The following is a 25,545-nucleotide window of genomic DNA, read 5'->3' on the forward strand; positions in this document are numbered from 1 at the left end:
ATTGTCGCATGTTTAGCCAGGCAATTGAAGGTAATGCCATTTTTAAGAGTAGATGCTCTACAATAATTCATAGAACTTATTGATTTCAATGAATTTTGAAAAATTGTAAGATAATTTTAAACATGCTAACGTGGTTCCAAAATCACTGGAGAAAGTCTTATGAAACTCGCGGTATATAGCACAAAGCAGTACGACAAAAAGTATCTGCAACATGTTAACGAGACGTACGGTTTCGATCTTGAATTTTTCGACTTTCTGCTGACTGAAAAGACGGCTAAAACCGCCCACGGCTGCGAAGGCGTGTGTATCTTCGTTAACGATGACGGTAGCCGACCGGTACTGGAAGAGTTGAAAAAACAGGGCGTGAAATACATTGCCCTGCGCTGCGCGGGCTTTAACAACGTCGATCTCGATGCCGCCAAAGAGCTGGGTCTGAAGGTTGTTCGCGTTCCGGCCTATTCTCCGGAAGCCGTGGCAGAACATGCGGTCGGGATGATGATGTCGCTCAACCGTCGTATTCACCGTGCCTATCAGCGTACCCGTGATGCCAACTTCTCTCTGGAAGGGCTGACCGGCTTTACTATGTACGGTAAAACCGCAGGCGTGATCGGTACCGGCAAAATTGGTGTGGCCGCCCTACGCATCCTGAAAGGATTTGGCATGCGCCTGCTGGCGTTTGATCCGTACCCAAGCGCCGCTGCGCTGGAGCTGGGCGTGGAGTATGTCGATCTGAAAACGCTCTTCTCGCAGTCTGATGTTATCTCCCTGCACTGCCCGCTGACTCCTGAAAACTATCACCTGCTTAACCAGTCGGCGTTCGACCAGATGAAAGACGGCGTGATGATCATCAATACCAGCCGCGGCGGACTGATCGACTCTCAGGCCGCTATCGAAGCGTTGAAAACGCAAAAAATCGGCGCGTTGGGTATGGACGTGTATGAGAACGAACGCGATCTGTTCTTTGAAGATAAATCTAACGACGTGATTCAGGACGACGTGTTCCGTCGCCTGTCGGCCTGCCACAACGTGTTGTTCACCGGCCACCAGGCATTTCTGACCGCCGAAGCGCTGATCAGTATTTCGGAAACCACGCTGGGGAATTTACAGCAGCTTGATAAGGGCGAAGCGTGCCCTAACGCGATCGTTTAAGACCGTCAGGCCGGGTGGCGGTAACCTCTGCCCGGCCAATAATAAGCCCATCAGAAAAATAAGCACAGGTTAACTATTAAGATGGCTAACGTTCATCGTAAATATAACAATCAAGGATATGACTGTTCCGGTGTGACCATATCAGAATGAGGCTCTGCTGAAGGCTGCGTGATTTGCTGCACTATCGTAACCAGTTGTTCAAAAACAGCTCTCATTTGCGTCGGGTAGGTTAAAGACAACCAGGTTGCCAGCACTGCTCCAGCCAAAAAGCCCAACTTCATACACCATCCCTAATAAATTCAGCGAGATACAAGCTTTAACGTATGTGTGGTGCCGGGTGCCTCCCGGTGAGTCGTTGGTCAGCCACCTTGACCCGCTACTGATTGCCTAAGCTACACGTGCTGTTTAGCCCCTCCGCACAGGGGGATTCACCACGCGAGAAAAATAACACAGTGCCCCGGCTGGTTTAGGGGATATTTCGTTTAAAAATAAATAATGACCATACAAAATTAATCTATAACTGTTTTCAGGAACCCTTCTACACTTTAAGCGGATATATCAGTAATAAGATTAATATAAGTCAGTTTTATTACGTCCCTAAATGCTGGGCTATTTACTTAGCCTTCACACATGTTGCCATTAGCAGAGGAGTCTGAAATATGGCATTCGTAACAACGAAAGATGGTGTCAGTATTTATTACAAAGACTGGGGTCCGAAGGATGCGCAGCCGATCGTTTTCCATCACGGCTGGCCGCTGAGCGCCGATGACTGGGATAACCAGATGCTCTTTTTCCTTGCAGAAGGCTTCCGCGTCATCGCCCTCGACCGTCGTGGTCATGGTCGTTCCGATCAGGTAAGTGAAGGTCATGATATGGATCATTATGCCTCCGACGCATCAGCCGTGGTCGAAAGCCTTGATTTGCGTAATGCAGTGCACGTCGGCCACTCCACCGGCGGAGGCCAGGTCGCCAGATACGTTGCGAAGTACGGCCAGCCTCAGGGGCGGGTGGCCAAAGCGGTACTGGTCAGCGCCGTTCCTCCGCTGATGGTAAAATCAGACACGAACCCCGGCGGTACGCCCATTGAGGTGTTCGACGGCTTCCGCCAGGCGCTGGCCGCTAACCGCGCCCAGTTTTACCTCGACGTCGCCAGCGGTCCTTTCTATGGATTTAACCGAGACGGAGCAGAGGTTTCGCAGGGAACAATCCAGAACTGGTGGCGTCAGGGTATGATCGGTAGCGCCAAAGCCCACTATGATGGCATTAAGGCATTTTCAGAAACCGACCAGACGGACGATCTCAAAGCCATCACGGTTCCCGTCCTGGTGTTGCAGGGTGATGACGATCAGGTCGTCCCGTATAAAAATGCCTCCCTTCTTCAGGATAAGCTGCTCGCAAACAGCGAGCTTAAAATCTATCCAGGCTTCCCGCATGGGATGCATACCACGCATGCAGATACCATAAATGCCGATATCCTGACGTTTATTCGCTCATAAAGACGTTGATTATCCATAAAACAACCGGGCACCACGCCCGGTTCTCTTTTGCGGCAAGAATTGAGCGACCATTTCAGGAAGAAACGCTTACAGGAGTTTGATTTTTACTTCATACCCCTCCAAGCCTGTCATGGCCTCACGAGCGATAAACTCAATTTCAGATACTTCCTGCCCTGTTTTTTTTCGTAATTCTGCAATTTTTTTGGCTATAAGCGCTGAAATTTCTTCCTCTGCCTTTTGCGTCATTGCGTCAACTTTCATATTTACCTCTTGCGGCCGTTTACTGTTTCCAGTATCTAACTGGTTTTAACCATAACCCTATGTAAAGCGTAGACTATCTGCGTTACGTATGCTGCCTTCACCTTGAGATGAGGGGCAGATGGGGCCATTGCATTTAAATATGCATTTAGATTGCATTATTTGAATAAGCTGTTATTGTGCCAACGCCTTAGAGCACATAAACATAAGAAAAGATTTGACTCAAACTCGCCCCGCACCAGGGGCATTTTTTTTGCTCCCTATAAGCAAAAAACCCGCCATGAGCGGGTTTCTGCGTTATTCGGAAAGATTATTTGAAGACTTCTGCTACGGCCTGGAAGTTAGGGCCATGCTCTCGAGCGGCGATGATGACATAGTATTTCCCGCCCTTCTCATCTGCCAGTTTCGAGAGTTTTTGATGAAGATCTGAAGGTGAAGAAATTTGTCCACCTGAAGCCCCTACAGATACATTGCCCAGGTATTCAAGTTTGAAGTGGTGCGCTTCATCTTTGGAAATCATATCTGCCGCAGATGCGCCAAAGCTTGCAACTGTTAAAGCCAATACACTCCCTAATAGTGCTTTTTTCATATCATTCCTCCTGTTAATAAATCTATCTATTTAACATTAGCATTAAATATGGGAATGATCCGTGCCAATGTCGTAGAGAGACTGAGCGATAAGCGTCGCCTTATTGAGCATTATTACCTGCCCTCTCTGACGCAACCTGCGATTACAGCAGGTTCATCTACTATACTGACCTGTGCAGTTAGCATTTATCTGCCCGGTTGCGCGTTAGGTAACCGAAACTTACCTGTACCATGACCATCAGGAGAACAATATGCACACGAGTAAAACCCTGAAAAGGCTGCTAGCCGTATCAGCAGTTGCAGCAATGTTCAGCACTGTTGGCGTACAAGCCCAGACGACAAGCGCCGCGCAAACTAACGCTGCGGGCCAGGCTCAACCGGACGCCAGACTCAGCTCCGGCGACGAGAAAGCGTTAAAGGACATGGCGCAGGCCAATATCAACGAAGTCGCCGCCGCCAGGCTCGCCCTGGACAAGGCCCAGACCAGTGAAGTGAAAACATTCGCCCAGAAAATGGTCGACGACCACGGTGCCGCCCTGACCAAAGTGCAGGCCGTTGCCCAGAAAAAGGGCGTAGAGCTGCCGACCGAGCCAGACGCCGCCCATAAAGCCCTGAACTCAAGGCTTGAAAACCAGCGCGGTGACGCTTTTGACAAAATGTATATGGAATATGCTGGCGTGAAGGACCACGAGAAGGTGCTGTCGAAGCTTAAGAGCGACGCCAGTAAAATCGACGATTCGGATGTGAAGGCTCTGGCCAACGAGCACACGCCAGTCGTTGAGCAGCATCTGAAGTCCGCCGAGCAGATGTCAACGCGTGCTGGCGCATCAGCCGATAAATAAGTGCGTCGGTGAAACGACTACTGCAAAATAAAGGGGGGCCCGCAGGCCCCACGCTTATTTCACCTTCCTGATGAATTATTCCGGCAACGCGTAGACAACCACCTGATCGCCTACCTGATCCTTCAGGATCGTGTTCCCGCCAGCCACGAAGGCCACATACTGCCGACCCTTATATTCATACACGGACGGGTTCGCTACCGCTGGAGCTTCTGCCTGATCGGACCACAGCTCTTCACCGCTCTCTACCGAGTAGGCACGCACTTTGGCATCCATTGAAGCACCGATGAAGATCACGCCACCCGCCGTCACTGCCGGGCCACCAATGGTAGGCGAACCCCAGCTTTCCGGCATGAAGAAGCCATACTGCTGTGAGGCGCCAACCGGACGACGCCATTTCACATCGCCCGTGTGCATGTCTATCGCCACGATTTCGCCAAATGGCGGCTGCCAGCACGGCATGCCCAGCCAGTTGCTCGCCACCAGCAGACGCATACCGTACGGGGCGCCTTCCTGTGGGGCAAAGCCGCTTTCGTTGCCGGAGTCTTTGTCCGCGTTATCGTAATCCTCACGGCTGTAGAGCTTCACGTACTGAACGATATGCGAGGTGTTGACGATGGCGATCTGTTTTTGCGGATCGAACGCCACCCCGCCCCACTGCACGCCGCCGGCGCTATCGGGATAGGTGAGCGTGCCTTCGCCTTTGGTGGTAGGCGGAGTATACATTCCCTCATAGGTCAGGTTATCCCACAGGCGAGAGCACTGGCCGCCACCGACGATATCCGCCAGCTTCCAGATTTCCGGCTTTTTCGACTGGTCGAGCAGCGGCGCAGGTTTGGTCGGGAACGGCTGTGTAGGCGAGAGAACTTCGCCCTGGACCGAACCATCACCCTGCGGAACCGGACGCTCTTCAATTGGCCAGACGTCCTCCCCGGTCAGGCGGTTAACCACAAACAGGAAGCCCTGCTTGGTGGCCTGAACCAGCGCCGGGATCTGCTTGCCGTCTACGGTGATATCCATCAGCGTCGGGGCAGAGTTGATGTCGTAATCCCAGACGTCGTGGTGTACCCACTGACGGGACCAGACCACTTTACCGGTGTTGATGTCCAGCGCGGTGGTGGAGGTGCCAAGCGGAATTGCGTCGACGCGGTTGCCGCCCCAATAGTTGGGAGACGGCGATGAGACCGGGAGATAGACCAGCCCATTGGCCTCATCGGCGGACATGTGCGTCCAGACGTTGGCGGTACCGGTACGCTTGCGGATCTCTGCCGGTATCGCCTCAAAGGTCCATTCAAGCTTGCCGGTCTGGGCGTTGACAGAAAATACGGTACCCGGAGGCGCTTCGGCATAGGCCCAGTCTTTCCCGGCCCAACCCACCAGCAGATGGTTGCCGACGACGGTTGGCGGTTGCAGGACAGAGAGCGGATACTTGGCGTTAACGGTGTTCCACTGGTTCAGATCCAGCACCCCGTTGTCCGCAAAGCCGCTGCACGGTTTGCCTGAATCGGCGTCCAGCGCAAAGAGCTTGCCGTCAACGGTGCCCATATAGACCATCTTCTGGCACGCCTCTCCCTTCACCGGATTTTTGGCCTGCCAATAGGAAACGCCGCGGTTTTTCAGCACCGGCTGGGTCAGTGCCTTGCGCGACGATTTGGTGTCATAGTGCCACTTCTCTTTACCCGTGCCCGGATCCAGCGCAATCAGGCGATCGAAAGGGGTACCGATGTAGAGCGTGTCGTTAGCGAAAATGGGCGTTGCGGACCACACGGTCGCTGGCGTATCACCTTTACCATCTGAGACGTCGCCGGTATGGAACTCCCAGACTTTCGTTAATTTATTGACGTTATCCGCCGTGATCTGGGTAAGCGGGCTGTATTTCTGCGCGTTAAGCTGGCCGTGGAAGCTGTCCCAGGTTGGCGTGCCGGGCACCAGCGGCGTCGCTGGCTGGCTGGCCGAGGCGACTTTCTTTCCGTCACCGCTACCGGTTGAGGCATCGTCTGTGGTTTTTGTGGTTCCAGGCGCCTGCTGATCGGCCGCATCAATATTCAGTGATTCCTGGGTCCCCTGAGAGGCCTCAGCGGCTTTATCCTGCGCCTGCAGCGCGAACGGGGTGACCAGCAGCGCCAGCGCCGTCATGCTGACTTTTATGAAGGGATAATGCTTATCGTTATGCACGGGCGGCTCCTCAGGTTCTGACGGAATGGTTGTAACGGGCGGAATGGCTGCTCAGCATAATCAGACCAATCAGGCCGACCACCATGGCTGCCGTTATGATGTACTGGTGCAGCAGCGCGGCGGCAAAACCAATACCCGCCAACACCACCAGGGTGACAATAATCAGGAAAACACGCGCCCCGCGCCCCGATGCCGCACGTAACACAAAGATCAGTATCGCCAGCACCGCGCTGGCAATGGCCACGCCCAGTGCGCCAATGGTGCCTGTGACGCCGGTAAGCGGCGTCCACCAGGCGTATAGCGCCACCGCGAAGCCTATAACCGCGGCCAACAGCAGCAAAATAGTGCCGACGCGCGAAGATTGAGAATGCAACATACCAGGAATCCCCCTCTAAAAAATGCAAAATGGACCAACATTAAGGCGTTTTCGTGGATATATGTCCCTGCTGTTCGCGCGTGCAATGGCTATTAAAACAACGCGACGTGAAAAACGGCGGCATATTTCCCTAAACGTAACTGAGTATAGAAGAGGATTTTTTAAAGGGGCGTTTATCCGGCGAGTCCCCTTCCTCACGTTGAGCCCATAAGGCAGTGTGTTTCGCTAAAAACGCTCGGGCGAGGTTTATTGTCTGCTTTGAGCGAGGGACGAACGCTGGGGTGTAAAAAAAAATCGCCAGATGGGGTAGTAAAGGCTAGATTTAATTCAGGCATAACTGGTATGACCACATAAATAAGGCTCTATGAATGCGTTCAGTCATAATACCCGTCAATGAAGGTGGATTTCTGGCAGCCACAATTTGGGAAAGAAGCGATGCCAAAGCGATAGTGCTCCTTCATCCGGCAACGGCGGTTGTACAGGGATTTTATAAGGGATTCGCAGAATATCTTTTTAACAGAGGATTCAACGTCCTCACATACGATTATCGCGGCACCGGCCTCTCTAAATCCGGGCTGGTCCGTACTTACCGCGTTTCGATGTCTGACTGGATCGACCAGGACGTCGGATGTATAACCGCCTGGGCTAAAGCACATTTTCCAGAGCTTAGCCTGTTGGCGGTAGGACACAGTGTGGGCGGGCATGCCGTTCTGCTTTCAACAGCCACCCACGCCCTGCAAGCTGCGGTCATTGTAGCCTCACATGCCGGGGTGACGAGCACCATCAAACGCACCACAGAAAAGGTGCGTGTCTGGTGCGTATTACGTGTTCTGGCTCCGATTCTGTGCCGTATCTTCGGTTACATGCCTGCCAGGCGCCTGGGGCTGGGTGAAGATTTACCGGCGCCAGTCATGCTTCAATGGGGGCGCTGGAGCGCAATGCCTGGATATTTCTACGATGATCCACACTGGAATGCACGCCAACGGGCAAGTGAGATCACCCTACCCGTGCTGGTAATGGGATTTGATGACGATCCCTGGGCTAACCGTGAAGCTATTGCGCGGCTGATGGAGCCAGTGCAACAAGCAAAAATAGAACGCTGCGAGATACGGCACGCAGAGTTTGGTCTTTCGTCCATTGGGCATATGGGATTTTTTCGTACACGATGTGCGGAGAAATTATGGCCCGTCGTCGGTCAATGGCTGGAGAGTCAGTGCCCGGATTGAACGACGCGTGAACATGACCTTTCTGAGTATTCAACATATTAAAACCTGCCGGCATAAAAATTTGGAAATTTAACGGAAATGGTTAAGCTTCTTAGACACATGCTTAAGGGATAGTCAGGAAATGATTGTTAACTGTATGGTCTACCGTTCAGGCCACCCCGCCGAAACCGTAGATATTGAGGATATCAGTGAAGTCATCCAGGATACCGATGCGTTTATCTGGCTGGGGCTTTGGCAGCCTGAACCTGCGTTTATGTACAAAGTCCAGGAGGAGTTCGGTCTGCACGATCTGGCCGTTGAGGATGCGCTTAATGCACATCAGCGGCCTAAAATAGAGCGTTATGGCAGCTCGGCATTTATCGTTGTAAAAACCGTCAGTGGACAGGACGACAATATTGAGTTTGGCGAAACGCATTTGTTTGTGGGCCGAAACTTCCTTATTACGGTGCGCCATGGTGCTTCAGTGAGCTATGCACCTATACGCGCCCGTGCTGCTGAGGCCCCGGACATGCTTTCGTACGGTCCGGCTTATCCTCTTTACTGTATTCTGGATTTTATTGTTGACAGTTATGCAGAGCTGACTGCGCGCCTCAACACCAAAATTGGTGATATAGAAGCGACACTTTTTCACAGTGAATTTGACCGTGAAGCTATTCAGGACGTGTATTCCCTCCGCCGTAATCTACTCGGGCTTCGCAACGCCGCTCAGCCAGTAGAAGAAATCTGTACAGAGCTTATCCGCATTCATGAAGAACTTATTCCAAAACCCCTCAGGGCGTATTTCAGAGATATTCAGGATCACGCAAGCCATGTAGTAACGGATGTAAATGACATGCGTGAGCTGCTAAGCAGCGCGATGCACGTTAACCTGGCACTGGTTTCAGTGCAGCAAAACGAAGTCGTGAAGAAACTGGCCGGTTGGGGGGCCATCCTCGTGATCCCGACGGTAGTCTTTAGCATGTATGGTATGAACTTCGACCATATGCCGGAACTGAAGACGCTCTTTGGTTATCCGGCTACGGTCGCTGTCACGCTGGGAGCCTGTGTATTACTGTGGCTTCGGCTCAAACGCTCTCGCTGGCTTTGATTGATAAGCGATCTGATAGTTTTTGGTGTCGTGAAGTACAGTAAAGCCTCACGCTTATGTCGATTATGCCACGACACCATACCCTATCCGTTATTTCCCCTGCATATGTCGGTACATTCCTGTTCACCGGGACCCGGTTTCTCAATCCGGGATCGCCCGCTCCACCGTTTATAAAATCCTGAAAAACGAGGCTATCACAGGGCAAGGTCACTCGTTATTCTAAATTATCAAACCACATCGATAATTATTATATTTGTTTATGATTCATTGAGCTCAGGTGTGAATTTATATTGACGGACGTAAACATTATTTTTTCACACAAGGATGGTTAATATGAAAAGGGTTTTTATGACGGCTGCATTAACGGGTTTATTTGTCAGTAATAATCCGTATGCAGGAGAAAGCTATCTGGTCTATAACCCACATAATATTGCGGTATTTGAAGTGCGTTTCTTTAATGTTGGCGACGGCCCCTTTATGCCGGACTGGCCGAATGCGTCTGAGTCAACCTGGGATCTTGGCCAGCAACAAAAAGAAAAAATACTCGATGCTATGCGTTACTGGGCTGAGGTTATTACCCCCAGCCCAGGGCAACTGCCTGCCATTATCAATGTGGGGACGTTTAACGACGAGAATGCCGCAGGTTCCAGCGATTCAGTTACCGACGGCATTATAAGTCTGACGCAGTTGCAAGGCGCATTGAACGGTATTGATACCGGAGAGCTGACCTTTGGCTCCCACGCCCAGTTCATCATGGGCAAACTGGATTTTGATAACGTTCCCTATGTGCCCGCGCAATTGCCGCGCACTGGAAAGGCCGATCTGGTCAGCGTCGCTGTTCATGAGCTGGCCCATGGACTGGGAATATCCAATATGGTTACCGATCTGCAAGGAAGTGGCACATTCACGCCCGCTTTCGATACCGTGCCTTTTGGCTCCTGGACCAGCCATCTGCGCGATGACCGTGGCAATCCTGCCCGGCCAGGGCAAGTAATATTGTGTAATGGATGCAATAACAGATGGGATCCACAAGGCTTTGATGTACGGCTTGATAAAGGCTATTTCACCGGCAGGCATGTGGATGAAGTCCTTGCAGGCGCCATGCCTGGCGTGCCGGTGAAAATGTTAGCAGACGACGGCTCGGTCGATGATAACTACATGAGCCATATCGAGCTGAAAAACAGCATGATGAGCCATCAGAACTACCGCAATTACACCACGTTTATGGAAGCGGAACTGGCGTTGCTGCAGGATATGGGATATCAGATTGACCGGCGTAACTTTTTCGGTTTTTCGCTATATGGCAACGGGCAATCGCTCGTTAACCGCAATGGCTATTTTCAGCGTAATCAGCAGGCGGATGGCTATCTGGCTGGTCAATACAATACCGCTAATCTGGGAGTTGGCCTGCATGTGTATGGCAGTAATAACCATATCTTTCAACAAGCGGACCTGTTGACGTCAGGGGCTGGCGGCGCGGGCATCCGTATAGATGGGCAAAATAACACCCTGAGCATCGATCCCGGTGTACGGATATACGCCGATGGCGTTAATGGCCGTGGGGTGATGTTTGCCTACGGTAAACAGCACAGCCTTATTCAACGTGGCGACGTTCAGGCACTGGGAGCCAGTGGCGTCGGTATCAGTTTTGATTTTGGCAATAACCTCCTGGGTAACGAGGTGGACTATCGTGGATCCTGGCTTCATATCGTGGACGGCTATTACGATGCGTTATTACCCGAGTTGCAGGGAGCGCTGGTAGACAATGCCGACATCAGCGGACGGGTTGCCGGTAAAGGCGCGGCGATTTATATATCACCGAACGCGCTGGTCGGTAATATAAATATATTAACGGGTGCCCGGCTGGAGGGTGATATTTATTCGGACTACGCCCAGCGGGATGACTATGGCCAACAGCGGTTAACGCTGCTTACCTTCGGTCGGAAGGCCAATGCGTACGGGCAAGCGACGGAAGCTGCCGATGCTGATTTCAGCTTTACGTACCGCGGAAACATTGAAGGTATCAATAATCTGGCACTGGACGCGCACGGAGGGAAAACCTCGCTTAATGGCGATTTCCAGATTTACAGCATGACTATCGCGCCAGGTGCCAGCCTGTCCGGCAACGCCAGCTATACGCTTAATGAGGAAGGCCGCTTTGTAAATAACGGGATCCTTGCGCCGGGTAATTCACTTGGGCAAATCAATATATCCGGTGCTTATCAACAGGGGAATACCGGGCAGTTGTTGTTGGAAGTCGACGGGCGCGGCAGGCATGATACTCTGCGAGTGGACGGTCACGCACAATTTGACGGTCAACTGACATTTGCGCCGCAGCCGGACTGGTACGCAACAAACTGGCGTCTGAATACGCAAGATTTGCTAAAAACGGACGCTTCCGACGGCAATTTCAGTGCGGTGAACAGCGTGCTCCGTTCACCCACGCTAACGCTGCAAACAACGCCACAGGGAAAGAATAGCTGGCAGCTCTCAATGCTGCGCGCTTCAAACGCATACAGCCGGTATGCGCAGGACGCTAATGCGCGTCATGTAGGGCAAGCGCTGGATAAAATTGTGGCGGAAGCTAAGTCGGATATACAACCGCTGTACCGTACTCTGGATTTCTCAGCCACTGATGGCGGGAGTATCAGCAATGCCTTGCCGCAACTTTCTGCGGGCGCCTACAGCGCCATGTTCGCAAGTTCCCTTCAGCGTGAACAGCAGATAGCGCGGATCGTGGGCGGGCCAAATCCTGTGGTTATGCCGAAGCAACTGACGGAAGGCGAATGGCGCAGCTTTGCCATACCCTTTGGCGGCGGCTTCTGGCAACAGCGTCAGGGTGACAGTGTAGGGTACGACGCCAGCAGTTATGGCATTGTATTCGGTGCTGAAAAACAAAACGATGAGAATCACAACTGGATGTATGGCTTTCATGGTGCGGTCAGCGGTCAGTCGGTGACGGTGAAATCACCAGAAACCGCAACCGGGAAAACCACTGCTTTCGATCTGGGTGTTCATGCTCGTTACGGCGCTGAAAGGTCCGAAGGAATGTATTTATTCGGCACTGGCCGATTGGGTATTGAAAACAGCTGGCTGGACAGAAACATTAATGTAGAAACTTACGGAGCAAGCCACCATGCCACCTGGACCGGATTGTCAGGTTCTGTTACGGCCGGCGGAGGCTATCGATGGGCGCTGAATAATAATGTGAACGCCGGACCGGTAACGTCATTGAATTACACCACATTACATCGTCCCGGCGTGAAGGAAAGCGGCAATGACGGCAGCCGACTGATGCTGGGTTCGCAGACCTTCGATTCTCTGAGATCAAGTATCGGGGTGAATGGTAACTGGAATGTACCCCTCGCTTCAGGGGCATCGTTCGCAGCTGAGCTGCAGCTCAGCTGGGATCATGAACTGCTTGATGGCAACGTAGTGCAACAAGCCTCTTTCGCCAACTATCGAAGCACAGGGTTTAGTTCCAGGAATCAGGTGACTGGTCGTGACACTCTGGGTGTTAAGGCAGGTATGAGCTATAAAATCAACGCTGATGTCGAATTGGGCATCGGGGTTGAAAGCGAAATGTTTCGTTCTGGCTATGACTCGATTGCAGGTAATCTTTCAGCCACATGGCGTTTCTGATGCCTGAGGACGAGAAAATAATAGGACTGGCCCTATCCCCGGCGTTGCCGGGGTATTCCTGAAGGCTTTTGATATCAAAAATGGCTTGTGTCGCCCTGGCCATGCTCACCTGAACCTCTAACCCGCTTAAGCTGGATCTCTTCACCACGTTGCCAGGCATCCGCTCCCTTAGCAACTGGGTGCGCCACAATATCCTTACGTTCTTCTTTGATGGCTTGCGTGCTCACGTCAAAGCGTCGATCTCTGTCCGCCAGGAGTTTAGGGTCTAACTGCCCTTCCCCGGTAAAGCCCATCATCAGTGCCGGAATGCCGAGCGGCAGCTTTTTATCGCGGTCGGTGTGCCAGGTATGCCAGGTCTTGCCGTAGGTATTCACAATTTTGCTCATCAATGCTTTGTCAGCCACTGCAGGTAAACCTGGAGCAATCAGGCTGCCGGATTTCACTTCATATTGATGGCTGTGCCACAATTTTTTTTCTTCCGGCGGCAGAGTGTTAAACAAACGCTCACTAATGATGTACTCAACGCCCATTAAACGGGCATCTTTGGTGTTACCGTCGTAGATCACCGCCTGCATCACGTCTTCATTCAACACGGTTACATAATGATGGGCTTCCATCTGGCCATTTTTATCCCCGCTATAAAAATGGAAACCGTCAAGGTAGGCACTCATTGCATCAATGGGCGGACGGGACTGGATAAGCTGAGCACCGGCTTCAAGCGTGCTCGTCCCGACGGAGGTTTTTACACCCGGAAGAGGCGTATTTGAAGGGGTATTGTTCGCGCCACAACCCACTAACGTCAGGCTCGACAATAATAAAAGCGATAATGGTTTCATTGACCCTCCCTGTAAAAGTCACTTTACTGAAAGTAGTACATTCGCGCAGACACGCCAGGAGAGTTTTTATTAAACCATCCGGCAAACTGGCGTACGTTCCGTTTAAGAACACCATTTAAATACTGGCAGAAAGAGCATCAGAGATTTTTCAGCCGCGAAGGCCATTTTTCTGAAGATATGGAGTTGATCGCAGAAGAGTTTGAAGTGGTTGAGATCCTGTAGGACAAAGTAAAGGGGCTGGCGTTTGATCAATTGCCATTTATATCAATGTCCGCTTCTGGCACAAAACAGCCATTAACATTCATCGAATTCTCAGTAAATCTGAATACCGGGTCGTATACCGCGGCGAAAGCATTTCACGCTTCATCTGCCATTGCTGCTGTATGCCCTGCCCGGCAAAATAAAGCGTACCCTTTCCATCTTTCGCGTTCAGACGATCCAGCACTTCCATCAGCTTTTCACTTCCGGCACGCGGCGCGCTATTGTCAAACAAATTGAGCTGGGCAACGCCCTGGCTGAAGAAGTCCCCGAGCATAATGCCGGCTTTCTGGTAGCGGTGGCCCTCCTTCCAGATTTTGTCGAGGCACTTTACCGCGGCGTTGATAATGTAGCGGGAGTCCTGAGTGGGTGTGAGAAGCGTCATTGAGGCACTGTTGCCGTAATAGGGTTCGTTCAGAGCGAACGGAGAGGTCTTTACAAACGCCGAGATAAAGCGGCAATACTGGTGCTCGCCACGTAACTTCTCAGCGCCACGGGCCGCATAGCTGCATATAGCCTGGCGCACCTGCTCGTATTCTGTCACGCGCTCACCGAATGACCGACTACAGACGATCTCCTGCTTTGTCGGTGCAAACTCTTCCAGATCGAGGCACGGCTCGCCGCGCAACTCCCGGACCGTTCGCTCCAGCACTACATTGAAGTGCTTGCGGATAATCCACGTGCTCTGCTCTGAGAGATCCAGCGCCGTTTTGATACCCATCGCATTGAGCTTCTTGCTGATGCGCCTGCCCACGCCCCATACGTCCTCTACAGGCACGATAGCCAACAACCGGCGCTGGCGGTCGATATTGGATAAATCAACCACCCCACCCGTCTGCTGCTGCCATTTCTTCGCCGCGTGATTTGCCAGCTTCGCCAGCGTCTTCGTCTGGGCTATGCCAACGCCGACCCTCAGGTGCGTACGCTTCAAAACCGTTTCGCGGATCTCCTTGCCAAAATCAGTCAGGTCCCGGCAATTACGAACCCCGGTGAGATCACAAAAGGCCTCATCAATGGAATATATTTCGACGCGAGGGCTTATTTCTTCCAGCGTGGTCATTACCCGGCTGGACATGTCAGCGTAAAGTTCGTAGTTACTGCTGAAGCAAACCACGCCGGCGCGCCGGAACAGGTCTTTCTGCTTAAAGTATGGCGCCCCCATGGTAACGCCAGCGGCTTTGGCCTCTGCGCTGCGCGCTATCACGCAACCGTCGTTATTTGAGAGGACAACCACCGGTCGGCCTCTCAAATCTGGCCTGAATACCGTCTCGCATGATGCATAGAATGAATTCACATCACAGAGCGCAAACATATCAGCTGGCCGATTTAACAATAAAAGTGACCACACCAAAAACGTCCAGCGTGTCTTCACTGCCAACGATAATCGGTGAATAAGCGCTGTTCATCGGATTGAGTTGAACATTAGGCCGCAGTTGCAGGCGCTTAACGGTGAATTCCCCTTCCACCGCGGCGATGACGATATCGCCGTGCTCAGCCGTTCGGGAACTATCGACCACCAGTAAATCGCCGTCGCTTATTCCCCCTTCAATCATTGAATCACCCGCGGCTTTAACGAAATACGTCGAGCTGGGGTGGGCAACCAGAAGTTCATTAAGATCAATGCGCTGCTCCACATAATCGGCAGCCGGGCTTGGGAATCCGCACTGAACTAAATCGCTGAAAAGTGGAAGCGCGATAATCTCACGCAGTTCTGTAGGTCTGATAAATTCCATTACGCATACCTCTAATACTGTTTTTATATACAGTAGTTTTGTTTTAAAGCACGCGCAAGGCAGCTGAACCGTAGCGACTGTTTAAACCTTCACCGTTTCGTTTGTAAGTTTCTCTCTGGCTTCAAATTATGGTTTTTGTAAATTTTACGATTAAACGCTTCGACTGCTCGTTTTAAAGGCTAAATGAATAGATTGTCATCAACATAAACAAGGTGAAGAGCGGCATGGCATTTCTTTAGCCGGAATGCCGTTTGACTGTACCCATATACAGTAGTATTTTTACGTGCAGACAGAATCGCACAATTAATATTCATAGGGAAAAAATAATGTTTGTTGAACTGGTTTATGACAAGCGAAACGTACAGGGGCTGGAGGGAGCCAGGGAGATAATTCTGGCTGAACTGACAAAACGTGTGCACCGGATTTTTCCTGATGCCAGCGTGACGGTTAAGCCAATGCAGGCGAATGGCCTGAATAGCGATGCCAGCAAAAGCGACCGGGAAAAGCTGAACCGTATGCTTGAGGAAATGTTTGAAGAGTCGGACATGTGGCTGACGCAAGAGTAACAAGGTTAACAAATACCAGCCCACCGGGGAAAAACCGGGCGCAATGCCCGGTTCTGTTTTCAGCCAGTAATGCCTTTAATCACTCACCCGCGGTTCTCCAGCATCGGTTCATTTCTCGGATCGTGCCCGCAAGATAAAAACGCCTCCCGGAATTTCTGCCCATTTTCTCGCGTTATCTTGCACAAAATACAGCTTTTGCATGTCGATCAAATCATCTTATCCCTGCCCTATACTTTGAGTATGACATCCGACTGGAGGTTTCTATGTGTGGACGCTTTGCACAAGCCCAAACCCGTGAAGAATACCTGGCCTACCTTGCCGACGAAGGCGATCGCGACATCGCGTATGACCCGGCCCCCATTGGCCGGTACAACGTCGCGCCCGGTACCAAAGTCCTGCTGCTGAGCGAACGCGACGAACTACTGCACCTCGATCCGGTGTTCTGGGGCTACGCACCTGGATGGTGGGACAAAGCACCACTGATTAACGCACGTGTAGAAACCGCGGCCACCAGCAGAATGTTTAAACCTCTGTGGCAACATGGCCGGGCGATCTGTTTTGCCGATGGATGGTTCGAATGGAAGAAGTCAGGTGACAAGAAACAACCCTACTTCATCCACCGGGCCGACGGTCAGCCAATCTTTATGGCGGCGATCGGAAGCACACCGTTTGAGCGCGGCGATGAAGCCGAGGGATTTCTGATTGTGACGTCTGCGGCTGATAAAGGCCTCGTCGACATTCATGACCGCAGGCCATTAGTTTTGTCACCAGAAGCGGCACGCGAGTGGATGCGACAGCATGTTGGCGGGAAAGAAGCTGAAGAGATAGCTTCAGATGGTGCAGTGCCCACCGATAAGTTCGTCTGGCATGCGGTAACGCGTACAGTAGGAAATGTAAAAAACCAGGGGAGGAATTTGATAGAGCAAATAGAAATCAAATCTGATCTTAGTTAGACCTGCACTTTTTAGATGGGATAATAAAACTCTTCCCTCTATTGAAGTCAAAACCTTTGACAACTCCTGTCATTTTACGAGACAAATTATTTCCTTGCTATAAATCAAATTTGACGACACAGGAAAAATTTGGATTGGCTAATCTAATCTGTATGGCCTCCCAGATGGCTAAAATAAGATTTGCTTAAAAGATCTACACGTGCCTTAATGATGCGGTTGGTTCGATGCAATGTGAATCTGACTTTTCCAAAGTAGTCCTCATAACCAGGTGCTATCTCTGATATCCCCTCCTCTTGAGTCCATACGTATGCCATCATGCGTTTCTTTTCATGAACTTGTAACTTTTAAGTGTTCACGTGGATTTTTTATGTCATCAAAAATGATAGGTCTTGTTAAGTGGTTTAACGATGATAAGGGCTTTGGCTTCATCTCCCCACTCGATGGAAGTAAAGATATCCTTGTTCACTCTTCTTCTCTACAGGGAGAGACATTCAAAACTCTTTTTGAAGGCCAAAAAGTTAAATTTGCTGTCATTGCCGGTACCAAAGGTCCGACAGCTGCAAATGTTACGCTTTGCGATAAATAACCCCCCTCAATGACCGCTTAAGCTTCTGTGAATTAAATAACCAGAAGCGTCATTTATCGTTTGCGAATATCATTACAACAGGCCAGCATATTTACAGCACCGTCAAATTTGCTGACCGATGTGATGAAATGCAGGACTGCTGCATGAATAGTCTCAAAGCAGAAGCTAACTGCTTATAAAATATTAAAGTGCGTAAGAGGTTAGGCAGCCTCCAAAAGCATCACTTCTTAGTTATTATATGAGATTTTTTAGTAATGTTGAGGGGATTTGAACAACGCGTTGCAGTAAGGGCAAACCAGTTGAGCTCCCTTTTGTACACGATTGTAACTATGCTCCGAGTCTCTTGTGCAGTTTGGACAAGGGCATTTGACTAAATAATTTCGGCGGAATTGCGTGTTTTTACGTGCAGACATAAGCTTCTCCAGTACAAATGGACTGCTACAGTACACGTTAAGGCAGAATATTGCTTGTTTTAATTTCGAAAGAGGTAACTAAACGTCAATAAATCAACCCCTTTCGAACAACCCCGGGCCATAAAACCCCCTGAAATACATGGTGATACATGAAAAAAGTAATTATTTTCTTTAATGGTAAACCAGGTAAAGTAATCACCGTACTTAAGGGCGTGACATCAATACGCGAACAATACCCTAATGGAGAAGGGATAAACCTTCCGATAATGTCAGCCGGTTTTCCCTCTTTAACAGGTGACCATGAAGTTGTCTATGTTGCATCAGATCGAGAGCTTACATCTCAGGAAATATTAGATGCAGCCAGGAAGTATCTATAAGCTTCAATATCTTCTACCAACACTGCGGATAACCTTCAGTAACAAGCATTATTAAAACAATTAGGAATTATCAGTATTGCCTACCTGGCGTAGGCTTTTTTTTCATTTAGCAGACAATACATTCCTGTCTAATGTCATATATTTTTTAGGACTCGGAACATTTTTTGATTCAAACAGTCTAAAAGATATACTCACAAAGGGGGCCTTTATGACAACGCTTATCATCTCTACTATCGTGGCAATGGTACTGGCATTGATGATTTTAAGTCTGATCAAGATCGGGATCAGCGTATCGAACAATCCTGATGAACTGTAATGTATTCAAGTTTCCATAACCTCTTTATTTACTGGGCAGCCTATTCACCTTTCCTCGCAGGCAGCGCCACTCCAGCCCCGGGTACGTTCCACAATTAATTCCCTCTCCATTGGCGCAGCAGGAAGCTGCCCAGTCGTTCGCCCTGATATATAGGGTCAGCCATAAGAAAGTTATCCTGCAAATTTCGCAGAATTTAAGGATTCACTTTGGGGAGGAATTTGGAGGAGTTTCGGGGAAGAAAAAATCGAACAAAAAACCGGGCATCGCGCCCGGTTCTGTTTCCACACTAAAAAGCCCTTAAACACTCAATCCACGATTCTCCAGCATCGGTTCGATCCTCGGATCGTGCCCGCGCCAGTTCCGGTAAAGTTCAGCTAAATCAGTGCTGTTGCCGCGCGACAAAATCGCCTCGCGGAATGTCTGTCCGTTTTCGCGCGTTAAACCACCCTGCTCGACAAACCACTGATAGCCATCGTCCGCCAGCATCTGCGTCCAGAGATAGGCGTAATAGCCCGCCGCGTAGCCGCCGCCGAAGATATGGGCAAAATAGCTGCTGCGATAGCGCGGCGGTACGGCTGGAAGATCCAGCCCTTCTTTTTTCAACGCGGCGGCTTCAAAGGCTTCCACGTCTTCAATGGGCTCATGAATGCCGTGCCAGTTCATATCCAGCAGCGCGGCGCTCAGCAGTTCCGTCATGTCATAACCCTTATTAAACTGGGTCGCATTGAGCATTTTTTCCCGCAGCGCATCCGGCATCGGCTCGCCGGTTTGATAATGGCGGGCAAAGTGCGCAAACACCTGCGGATGGCTGGCCCAGTGTTCATTGATCTGCGACGGGAATTCAACGAAATCACGCGGCGTGTTGGTGCCTGAAAGCGTGGCATAGCGCTGGCTGGCAAACAGGCCATGTAGCGTATGGCCAAACTCGTGGAACAGGGTAATCACATCATCCCAGGAGATCAGCGCGGTCTGCCCGTTCGCTGGTTTTTGATAGTTGCAGACGTTATAAATCACCGGACGCGCGGCAAACTCGTAAGACTGCTCAACAAAATTCCCCATCCACGCCCCGCCCGCTTTGGAATCACGCGCGAAAAAGTCGCCGTAGAACAACGCCATGCCTTCACCCGTGTGGTCGAAAATCTCCCACACGCGAACGTCCGGGTGATAAACCGGAATATCGAAACGCTCGACAAAGCGGATACCGAACAGCTGCGTGGCGGTCCAGAATACGCCATCTTCAAGCACGGTATTGAGCGCGAAATAGGGTTTGATCTGCGACTCATCCAGCGCATATTTCGCTGAACGCACGCGTTCGGCATAAAACGCCCAGTCCCAGGCCTGCACCGTAAAACCGCCCTGCTCGTCGTCAATGACCTTCTGAATATCCGCCTGCTCCAGCGCGGCTCTGCTGCGCGCCGCAGGAACTATCCCGCGCATGAATTCGAGCGCGGCATCCGGCGTTTTCGCCATTTGATCGGCAATGCTCCAGCTGGCATAGTTGTCAAAGCCGAGCAGCTGCGCCTGTCTTGCCCGCAACGCGGTAAGCCGACGGATCAGGTCGCGCGTATCGTTTTCGTCGCCTTTTTGAGTGCGTTCCCAGCCCGCGCTAAACAGCTTTTTACGGGTCTCGCGCAGAGACAGCGCCGCCAGCGCGGGCTGTTGCGTGGTATTCAGAAGCGGGATCAGCCAGCGATCCGTCAGCCCTTTTTCTGCGGCAGCATGAGCCGCGGCAGCCATCTCCTCCGCACTGAGTCCGTCAAGCTGGTGAACATCATCCACCACCAGCCCTCCCGCCTTATTCGCCGCCAGCAGGCGCTGGTTGAACTGGCTGGTCAGGGTGGCGGCTTCGGTATTCAGAGATTTCAGCTCGGCTTTTTCATCGGCGTTCAGACGCGCGCCCGCAAGAACAAAGTGCTGATACGTCACCTCCGTCAGTCGGCGGGATTCGGCATCCAGCGTGTCGCGATCCTGCCAGACGGCTTCCACGCGGGCGAAAAGCGTATCGTTTAGCCAGATATCGTTCGCCAGCCCGGCCAGTTCGGTGGAGAACTGCTCGTCCAGTGCCTGAAGATAATCGTTGGTGTGTGCGGACGTCATGGCGAAGAACACGCTGCTGACGCGCGACAGCATGGCCCCGCTCATTTCCAGCGCCAGCACGGTGTTGTTGAAGTCCGGCGCGGCGCTCTGCGCGATAATCGCGTCAATGTCTGCACGCTTGAGGCGCATTGCTTCATCAAACGCCGGGCGATAGTGGCTGTCTTCTATCACATCAAAACGCGGAGCCTGATAAGGCAGCAGGCTAACGTCAAAGAAAGGGTTGTTGACCGACATCGTTTACTCCTGAGCACGGTATTTCTCACCAGAGTAGGCCAGCCTGCTCCGGCCTGCAATGGCGTCATACAAATGTTGCCTTAACGATGTGCCCGAGTGCGTGCTATGGTAGTACAACACAAAAAGCGTTGAGGAACAGTGAGATGATTATATTAGTTACCGGGGCGACAGCAGGTTTTGGTGAAAGCATCACGCGTCGCTTCGTCGCCAACGGACATAAGGTGATTGCAACGGGTCGTCGTCAGGAGCGTCTCCAGGAGTTGAAAGACGAGCTGGGCGACAGCATCCTGACCACACAGCTGGACGTACGCAACCGCGCCGCCATTGAAGAGATGATTGCCAACCTGCCTGCCGAATGGCGTGAAATCGACGTGCTGGTCAATAACGCTGGCCTGGCGCTGGGCATGGAGCCTGCCCACAAAGCCAGCGTGGAAGACTGGGAGAACATGATCGACACCAACAACAAAGGCCTGGTGTACATGACCCGCGCCGTGCTGCCGGGCATGGTTGAACGTAACCGTGGTCATATCATTAATATCGGTTCCACCGCAGGCAGCTGGCCTTACGCGGGCGGCAACGTCTATGGCGCAACCAAGGCCTTTGTACGCCAGTTCAGCCTGAACCTGCGCACCGACCTGCACGGTACCGCGATTCGCGTGACCGATGTTGAGCCGGGCCTGGTCGGTGGAACGGAATTCTCCAACGTGCGCTTCAAGGGTGACGACGCGAAAGCGGATAAAACCTATGAAAATGCGAATGCGCTGACGCCGGAAGATATCACCGAAACCGTCTGGTGGGTCGCGACGCTGCCGAAGCATGTCAACATCAACACGGTTGAGATGATGCCCGTCAGCCAGACCTATGCCGGACTCAGCGTTCATCGCGGGTAATTCACCCTTCCCGGCCTGCGGGCCGGGTATGTGATGACGGGTAAAAGAATGGTAGTATGTTCAGGTTAACTCTCTGAGAAATCACAACCCATGGCCGCTGAATCGCAACTTAATCCTACCCAGCCTGTAAATCAGCAAATTTATCGCATCTTACGCCGTGATATCGTTCGCTGCCTGATCCCACCGGGAACGCCACTCTCAGAAAAAGAGGTTTCGGTACGTTTTGACGTTTCCCGTCAGCCCGTGCGCGAGGCGTTTATTAAGCTCGCAGAAAACGGCCTTATCCAGATCCGCCCTCAGCGCGGCAGCTATGTAAATAAAATTTCGCTTTCGCAGGTACGGAATGGCTGTTTTGTTCGCCAGGCCATTGAGTGCGCCGTTGTGCGTCGCGCCGCGTCGCTCATCAACGATAACCAGTGCTACCTGCTGGAGCAAAACCTGCATCAGCAACGCATTGCCATCGACCGCAAACAGTTAAACGACTTTTTCCAGCTGGACGACGAATTTCACCAGAAACTGGCGCAGATCGCCGAGTGCCAGCTCGCGTGGGATACCGTCGAAAACATCAAAGCTACCATCGACCGCGTGCGCTACATGAGCCTCGACCATGTTTCTCCGCCAGAGATGTTGCTGCGCCAGCATCACGATATTTTCAGCGCACTGGAAAAACGCGACGTGGAAGCCGTAGATAAAGCGATGACGCTTCACCTCCAGGAAATTAGCGAGTCAGTTCAGTTAATTCGTCAGGAAAACCGCGAGTGGTTCAGCGAAGAATAAAACCTCGCCGCCCCTTTCGGTTGCGGCGAAGTAATTAGCGGACCACTAATACCGGAATAGTGGCGTAGCGCAGGATAGTTTCAGCATTCGAGCCCAGCAGATGTGTTGTCATGCTCGGGTTTCTTGATCCAATAACAATAACGTCATATTTCCCCTCTTTGCTGAGCTGGATGATTTCATCGCGTACGTTGCCGAAACGTACTTCACAATCAATATTTTCTGGGGACATATCAAAGAGCCGTTTCAGTGCCTTCATCTTCTTATCCGACTCGGCGGTCATATACTCTTCGAACTTCTTAATATCGGCATTGAACCCCCGCAGTAACGAACGGCTGCTGTTAGGGAGAATGTTGACCAGGGTGATCGTCGCGCCTTCCGATTTCGCGAGGTTGACCGCGTGGCGTACCGCTTTATCGCTTAGATCCATTTCAAACACGTCAACAGGCATCAAAATTTTCTTATACATAAGCCTGACTCCTTTTCCGATGAAGGGTTATTTTCTGCCTCCAGAATGGCATTGTGGATATAAACAAAGCCTAAACACTTGCGTCTAGAAACTATCAATTAAGGAAAATAACTGTCCGCTTTGTAAAGCGGTGTCCTGAACCGTCAACGCCATCAGGAAATAAGAAAAAAGTGTGAGCTTGATCAAAAGCAAATAATTTCGTTTAAGAGAGGCGTATTAATAGTGCCCCGTGAACGGCAGCCGTTGAATTAGCGCCGTAACGGATAAGTGCGAGAGGAGAAAATACCATGATGACATACGACCGTAACCGAAATGCAATCACCACTGGCAGCCGCGTCATGATTAGCGGCACAGGTCAGTTTGGCGTGATTAAAGCGATCCACAGCGACGGCCTTAATGCCGAGCAGGTGCGTCGTGGTAAAACGGTTGAAGTGGAAGGATGCGAAGGTAAGTTCGAACCGATTGAGCTGATTCGCCTGGGGATGCACTAAGCTGTGCCCCGACATGCCGCCGCGAACGGCGGCATGTCAAAGCGTTAAAGCCGGGCTGCGTACTCAGCAACCGCGGCCTTCGCGCCTTTTTGCAGCAACGTTTGATAGGCCTGCATGACGGCAGCCACGAATACCGTGTCCTTCGGCAGCTCGTTACCGAAAATAGCCTCAATGCCCAACAGCGCGCTAACGCGGCTTTCACCTTCAGCGCTACCGTTTACCGCCGCCTGAATCACCGCCAGCTGCGGATCGCTCACCTCAATCGCGTTACCCTGCTCATCCACACCGCCGACATAACGCATCCAGCCCGCCACGCCGAGGGCCAGCAGCGGGAAGGGTTTCTGGTGGACAAGGTGCCAGCGCACGGAATCGAGCATGCGCTGCGGCAATTTCTGGCTACCGTCCATGGCGATTTGCCAGGTGCGGTGACGCAGGGCCGGATTGCTGTAACGCGCAATCAGCTGGTCGGCATAACGACCCAAATCCACGCCCCGCACTTTCAACGTCGGCGCCTGCTCTATCAGCATCAGCGCATGCGCGGCTGCGCGATAATGTTCATCTTCCATGCAGTCGTTAATGTGCTGATAACCGGCAAGATAGCCGAGATAGGCCAGGAACGAGTGGCTGCCGTTAAGCATTCGCAGCTTCATCTCTTCAAACGGAATGACATCAGAAACCAGCTCCGCACCGGCCTTTTCCCACTGGGGACGTCCGGCAACAAAATTATCTTCCACCACCCACTGGCGGAACGGCTCGCAGGCGACACCTGCCGGATCGCGTACGCCAGTCAGCTGTTCGATTTTATCCAGCGTATCAGCCGTGACGGCGGGCACAATGCGGTCCACCATGGTTGACGGGAAGGTGACGTTCGCTTCGATCCAGTCGGCCAGATCGCCGTCTACGGCGCGCGCGTAGGCACAGGTCACATTGCGCATCACGTGGCCGTTCTCCGGCATGTTATCGCATGACATCACGCTGAATGCCGGTAGCCCCGCCGCCTTGCGACGCGCCAGCGCCTCAACCACCACGCCCGGCGCAGATTTAGGCTGATGCGGGTTTTGCAGGTCTGCAACGATTAACGGATGATCGAACATCAGTTGTCCGGTTGCCGGGGAGTGGCAATATCCTTTCTCGGTGATGGTCAGGGAAACAATGGCGACCTGCGGCTCACACAGCGCCGCCAGCACGATTTCCAGCCCGTCGATCTGCGCATGCAGCGCGTTTTTGACGACGCCGACCACGCGCGCCGTCCACGCATCGGCAGACATCTCTGCCACGGTATAAAGGTTATCCTGTGCCTTCAGATCGGCGATCTGCTGTTCGCCGCCAATCAGGTTAACTTCGCAGTAACCCCAGTCGCTGCCCTGTTCTGCGGCGAGTATATCGGTGTACACCGCCTGGTGCGCACGGTGAAACGCGCCAAACCCTAAATGAACAATGCGTGCCTTGAGGCTGTCGCGATCGTATTGAGGATGCGTTGCCTTCGCCTGTAATAACCGGTTTTCCATGATTGAGACTCGTTAATTAATGAAAGCTGTGATCCACTGCCGCTTCCTTTTAAGAACGGCAGCGCCTGCTGACTACACCAACTAGAATGGCAGTCGGAGTCAAAAAACGCTGCCATTAACCATACTGATACATCGTTTTCAGATCTTGATTTACATTAACTTTTCGCCATGTGGTGTGACATCAGTAAAAAGTTGTGTGACAGGTAGC

25 protein-coding genes and 1 pseudogene are annotated in these 25,545 nt (G+C 51.7%); 15 read left to right on the top strand and 11 right to left on the bottom strand.

Annotation, left to right across the window (positions count from 1 at the left end; genetic code table 11):
• The first annotated feature begins 159 nt into the window (after positions 1–159).
• Both SK51_RS16090 and SK51_RS16095 read left to right on the top strand, forming a co-directional pair.
• Positions 160–1,149: a 2-hydroxyacid dehydrogenase gene (locus SK51_RS16090; RefSeq protein ID WP_003857375.1), complete on the top strand. Its 990-nt coding sequence runs from the start codon at positions 160–162 to the stop codon at positions 1,147–1,149.
• Positions 1,150–1,808: 659 nt separating this feature from the next.
• Complete coding sequence (locus SK51_RS16095) at positions 1,809–2,645, top strand: alpha/beta fold hydrolase (RefSeq protein WP_022648007.1); 837 nt, start codon at positions 1,809–1,811, stop codon at positions 2,643–2,645.
• A gap of 87 nt (positions 2,646–2,732) precedes the next feature.
• Here SK51_RS16095 and SK51_RS24375 read toward each other — a convergent pair whose 3' ends face one another.
• Together SK51_RS24375 and SK51_RS16100 are read right to left on the bottom strand one after the other, a co-directional pair.
• Entirely contained in the window at positions 2,733–2,906 is a 174-nt protein-coding gene (locus SK51_RS24375; RefSeq protein WP_022648006.1) for a GnsA/GnsB family addiction module toxin, read from the bottom strand.
• A gap of 307 nt (positions 2,907–3,213) precedes the next feature.
• The gene (locus tag SK51_RS16100) at positions 3,214–3,492 is read right to left on the bottom strand and encodes a YdgH/BhsA/McbA family protein (protein ID WP_003857380.1); all 279 of its coding nucleotides are present in this window, start codon (positions 3,490–3,492) and stop codon (positions 3,214–3,216) included.
• A 250-nt stretch (positions 3,493–3,742) separates the two neighbouring features.
• On the opposite strand from SK51_RS16100, the gene SK51_RS16105 reads away from it, so the two are divergent.
• A complete protein-coding gene (locus SK51_RS16105; protein ID WP_023306127.1) occupies positions 3,743–4,333 on the top strand; it encodes a DUF4142 domain-containing protein in 591 nt (196 codons plus the stop codon).
• Positions 4,334–4,408: 75 nt separating this feature from the next.
• On the opposite strand, the gene SK51_RS16110 is transcribed toward SK51_RS16105, so the two are convergent.
• A complete protein-coding gene (locus SK51_RS16110; RefSeq protein ID WP_023306126.1) occupies positions 4,409–6,505 on the bottom strand; it encodes a pyrroloquinoline quinone-dependent dehydrogenase in 2,097 nt (698 codons plus the stop codon).
• A 10-nt stretch (positions 6,506–6,515) separates the two neighbouring features.
• Complete coding sequence (locus SK51_RS16115; RefSeq protein WP_023300020.1) at positions 6,516–6,881, bottom strand: hypothetical protein; 366 nt, start codon at positions 6,879–6,881, stop codon at positions 6,516–6,518.
• 368 nt (positions 6,882–7,249) lie between these two features.
• On the opposite strand from SK51_RS16115, the gene SK51_RS16120 reads away from it, so the two are divergent.
• From SK51_RS16120 to SK51_RS16130, 3 genes are all read left to right on the top strand, one after another.
• On the top strand, positions 7,250–8,107 hold the full coding sequence (locus tag SK51_RS16120; protein ID WP_023306125.1) for an alpha/beta hydrolase family protein: 858 nt from the start codon (positions 7,250–7,252) through the stop codon (positions 8,105–8,107).
• A 121-nt stretch (positions 8,108–8,228) separates the two neighbouring features.
• Positions 8,229–9,194 (top strand): magnesium and cobalt transport protein CorA, encoded by a 966-nt coding sequence (locus SK51_RS16125; protein WP_023306124.1) that lies wholly within the window; start codon positions 8,229–8,231, stop codon positions 9,192–9,194.
• Positions 9,195–9,527: 333 nt separating this feature from the next.
• The gene (locus tag SK51_RS16130; RefSeq protein WP_023306123.1) at positions 9,528–12,836 is read left to right on the top strand and encodes an autotransporter outer membrane beta-barrel domain-containing protein; all 3,309 of its coding nucleotides are present in this window, start codon (positions 9,528–9,530) and stop codon (positions 12,834–12,836) included.
• A gap of 74 nt (positions 12,837–12,910) precedes the next feature.
• Here SK51_RS16130 and SK51_RS16135 read toward each other — a convergent pair whose 3' ends face one another.
• On the bottom strand, positions 12,911–13,672 hold the full coding sequence (locus SK51_RS16135; RefSeq protein WP_022647998.1) for an OBAP family protein: 762 nt from the start codon (positions 13,670–13,672) through the stop codon (positions 12,911–12,913).
• Positions 13,673–13,789: 117 nt separating this feature from the next.
• On the opposite strand from SK51_RS16135, the pseudogene SK51_RS25310 reads away from it, so the two are divergent.
• Positions 13,790–13,894 (top strand): annotated as a pseudogene (locus SK51_RS25310) (ASCH domain-containing protein); the annotation flags it as partial.
• A gap of 79 nt (positions 13,895–13,973) precedes the next feature.
• Here SK51_RS25310 and SK51_RS16140 read toward each other — a convergent pair.
• Positions 13,974–15,242: a Y-family DNA polymerase gene (locus tag SK51_RS16140; protein WP_048206807.1), complete on the bottom strand. Its 1,269-nt coding sequence runs from the start codon at positions 15,240–15,242 to the stop codon at positions 13,974–13,976.
• 1 nt (position 15,243) lies between these two features.
• Positions 15,244–15,663, bottom strand: coding sequence for a translesion error-prone DNA polymerase V autoproteolytic subunit (locus SK51_RS16145; RefSeq protein ID WP_022647996.1), 420 nt, complete (start codon positions 15,661–15,663; stop codon positions 15,244–15,246).
• Positions 15,664–15,989: 326 nt separating this feature from the next.
• Between SK51_RS16145 and SK51_RS16150 the strand changes: the two genes are divergently transcribed.
• The 3 genes from SK51_RS16150 (at position 15,990) to SK51_RS16160 (ending at position 17,768) form a co-directional block, all read left to right on the top strand.
• The gene (locus SK51_RS16150; RefSeq protein ID WP_006808847.1) at positions 15,990–16,229 is read left to right on the top strand and encodes a DinI family protein; all 240 of its coding nucleotides are present in this window, start codon (positions 15,990–15,992) and stop codon (positions 16,227–16,229) included.
• Between the two features lie 263 nt (positions 16,230–16,492).
• The gene (locus SK51_RS16155) at positions 16,493–17,182 is read left to right on the top strand and encodes an SOS response-associated peptidase (RefSeq protein ID WP_023306122.1); all 690 of its coding nucleotides are present in this window, start codon (positions 16,493–16,495) and stop codon (positions 17,180–17,182) included.
• Positions 17,183–17,549: 367 nt separating this feature from the next.
• On the top strand, positions 17,550–17,768 hold the full coding sequence (locus tag SK51_RS16160; RefSeq protein ID WP_022647994.1) for a cold shock domain-containing protein: 219 nt from the start codon (positions 17,550–17,552) through the stop codon (positions 17,766–17,768).
• 248 nt (positions 17,769–18,016) lie between these two features.
• Here the strand turns inward: SK51_RS16160 and SK51_RS25655 are convergent, their stop codons facing one another.
• Positions 18,017–18,181 (bottom strand): YnfU family zinc-binding protein, encoded by a 165-nt coding sequence (locus tag SK51_RS25655; RefSeq protein WP_213083702.1) that lies wholly within the window; start codon positions 18,179–18,181, stop codon positions 18,017–18,019.
• A 149-nt stretch (positions 18,182–18,330) separates the two neighbouring features.
• On the opposite strand from SK51_RS25655, the gene SK51_RS24385 reads away from it, so the two are divergent.
• Entirely contained in the window at positions 18,331–18,558 is a 228-nt protein-coding gene (locus SK51_RS24385) for a hypothetical protein (RefSeq protein WP_071788017.1), read from the top strand.
• A gap of 208 nt (positions 18,559–18,766) precedes the next feature.
• Positions 18,767–18,874: a YnaM/YnfT family protein gene (locus SK51_RS25785; protein WP_022647993.1), complete on the top strand. Its 108-nt coding sequence runs from the start codon at positions 18,767–18,769 to the stop codon at positions 18,872–18,874.
• Positions 18,875–19,171: 297 nt separating this feature from the next.
• Here the strand turns inward: SK51_RS25785 and dcp are convergent, their stop codons facing one another.
• Complete coding sequence (dcp, locus tag SK51_RS16165) at positions 19,172–21,205, bottom strand: peptidyl-dipeptidase Dcp (RefSeq protein ID WP_023306121.1); 2,034 nt, start codon at positions 21,203–21,205, stop codon at positions 19,172–19,174.
• 143 nt (positions 21,206–21,348) lie between these two features.
• Between dcp and ydfG the strand changes: the two genes are divergently transcribed.
• Positions 21,349–22,095: a bifunctional NADP-dependent 3-hydroxy acid dehydrogenase/3-hydroxypropionate dehydrogenase YdfG gene (ydfG, locus tag SK51_RS16170; RefSeq protein WP_023306120.1), complete on the top strand. Its 747-nt coding sequence runs from the start codon at positions 21,349–21,351 to the stop codon at positions 22,093–22,095.
• 90 nt (positions 22,096–22,185) lie between these two features.
• Positions 22,186–22,872 (top strand): GntR family transcriptional regulator, encoded by a 687-nt coding sequence (locus SK51_RS16175; protein WP_003857403.1) that lies wholly within the window; start codon positions 22,186–22,188, stop codon positions 22,870–22,872.
• A 34-nt stretch (positions 22,873–22,906) separates the two neighbouring features.
• Here the strand turns inward: SK51_RS16175 and SK51_RS16180 are convergent, their stop codons facing one another.
• Positions 22,907–23,338 (bottom strand): universal stress protein, encoded by a 432-nt coding sequence (locus SK51_RS16180; protein WP_023300013.1) that lies wholly within the window; start codon positions 23,336–23,338, stop codon positions 22,907–22,909.
• A gap of 287 nt (positions 23,339–23,625) precedes the next feature.
• Between SK51_RS16180 and ydfZ the strand changes: the two genes are divergently transcribed.
• Positions 23,626–23,829: a putative selenium delivery protein YdfZ gene (gene ydfZ / locus SK51_RS16185; protein ID WP_003857405.1), complete on the top strand. Its 204-nt coding sequence runs from the start codon at positions 23,626–23,628 to the stop codon at positions 23,827–23,829.
• A gap of 44 nt (positions 23,830–23,873) precedes the next feature.
• On the opposite strand, the gene SK51_RS16190 is transcribed toward ydfZ, so the two are convergent.
• Entirely contained in the window at positions 23,874–25,337 is a 1,464-nt protein-coding gene (locus tag SK51_RS16190; protein ID WP_023306119.1) for a mannitol dehydrogenase family protein, read from the bottom strand.
• Positions 25,338–25,545: the final 208 nt, after the last annotated feature.

Origin of the sequence: Enterobacter sp. MGH85 (genome assembly GCF_001037655.1) — a bacterium.
GTDB classification, from domain to species: domain Bacteria; phylum Pseudomonadota; class Gammaproteobacteria; order Enterobacterales; family Enterobacteriaceae; genus Enterobacter; species Enterobacter intestinihominis.

Bases quoted from the DNA above. Each gene is read 5' to 3' on its own strand.
- SK51_RS16100 (WP_003857380.1), bottom strand. From the start codon at position 3,492: ATGAAAAAAGCACTATTAGGGAGTGTATTGGCTTTAACAGTTGCAAGC.
- SK51_RS16140 (WP_048206807.1), bottom strand. From the start codon at position 15,242: ATGTTTGCGCTCTGTGATGTGAATTCATTCTATGCATCATGCGAGACG.
- SK51_RS16175 (WP_003857403.1), top strand. From the start codon at position 22,186: ATGGCCGCTGAATCGCAACTTAATCCTACCCAGCCTGTAAATCAGCAA.
- SK51_RS16150 (WP_006808847.1), top strand. From the start codon at position 15,990: ATGTTTGTTGAACTGGTTTATGACAAGCGAAACGTACAGGGGCTGGAG.
- SK51_RS16155 (WP_023306122.1), top strand. From the start codon at position 16,493: ATGTGTGGACGCTTTGCACAAGCCCAAACCCGTGAAGAATACCTGGCC.
- SK51_RS16105 (WP_023306127.1), top strand. From the start codon at position 3,743: ATGCACACGAGTAAAACCCTGAAAAGGCTGCTAGCCGTATCAGCAGTT.
- SK51_RS16090 (WP_003857375.1), top strand. From the start codon at position 160: ATGAAACTCGCGGTATATAGCACAAAGCAGTACGACAAAAAGTATCTG.
- SK51_RS16145 (WP_022647996.1), bottom strand. From the start codon at position 15,663: ATGGAATTTATCAGACCTACAGAACTGCGTGAGATTATCGCGCTTCCA.
- SK51_RS25785 (WP_022647993.1), top strand. From the start codon at position 18,767: ATGACAACGCTTATCATCTCTACTATCGTGGCAATGGTACTGGCATTG.
- SK51_RS16130 (WP_023306123.1), top strand. From the start codon at position 9,528: ATGAAAAGGGTTTTTATGACGGCTGCATTAACGGGTTTATTTGTCAGT.
- SK51_RS16160 (WP_022647994.1), top strand. From the start codon at position 17,550: ATGTCATCAAAAATGATAGGTCTTGTTAAGTGGTTTAACGATGATAAG.
- SK51_RS16190 (WP_023306119.1), bottom strand. From the start codon at position 25,337: ATGGAAAACCGGTTATTACAGGCGAAGGCAACGCATCCTCAATACGAT.
- SK51_RS16115 (WP_023300020.1), bottom strand. From the start codon at position 6,881: ATGTTGCATTCTCAATCTTCGCGCGTCGGCACTATTTTGCTGCTGTTG.
- SK51_RS16135 (WP_022647998.1), bottom strand. From the start codon at position 13,672: ATGAAACCATTATCGCTTTTATTATTGTCGAGCCTGACGTTAGTGGGT.
- SK51_RS16180 (WP_023300013.1), bottom strand. From the start codon at position 23,338: ATGTATAAGAAAATTTTGATGCCTGTTGACGTGTTTGAAATGGATCTA.
- SK51_RS24375 (WP_022648006.1), bottom strand. From the start codon at position 2,906: ATGAAAGTTGACGCAATGACGCAAAAGGCAGAGGAAGAAATTTCAGCG.
- SK51_RS16095 (WP_022648007.1), top strand. From the start codon at position 1,809: ATGGCATTCGTAACAACGAAAGATGGTGTCAGTATTTATTACAAAGAC.
- ydfZ (WP_003857405.1), top strand. From the start codon at position 23,626: ATGATGACATACGACCGTAACCGAAATGCAATCACCACTGGCAGCCGC.
- dcp (WP_023306121.1), bottom strand. From the start codon at position 21,205: ATGTCGGTCAACAACCCTTTCTTTGACGTTAGCCTGCTGCCTTATCAG.
- SK51_RS24385 (WP_071788017.1), top strand. From the start codon at position 18,331: ATGAAAAAAGTAATTATTTTCTTTAATGGTAAACCAGGTAAAGTAATC.
- SK51_RS25655 (WP_213083702.1), bottom strand. From the start codon at position 18,181: ATGTCTGCACGTAAAAACACGCAATTCCGCCGAAATTATTTAGTCAAA.
- ydfG (WP_023306120.1), top strand. From the start codon at position 21,349: ATGATTATATTAGTTACCGGGGCGACAGCAGGTTTTGGTGAAAGCATC.
- SK51_RS16120 (WP_023306125.1), top strand. From the start codon at position 7,250: ATGCGTTCAGTCATAATACCCGTCAATGAAGGTGGATTTCTGGCAGCC.
- SK51_RS16125 (WP_023306124.1), top strand. From the start codon at position 8,229: ATGATTGTTAACTGTATGGTCTACCGTTCAGGCCACCCCGCCGAAACC.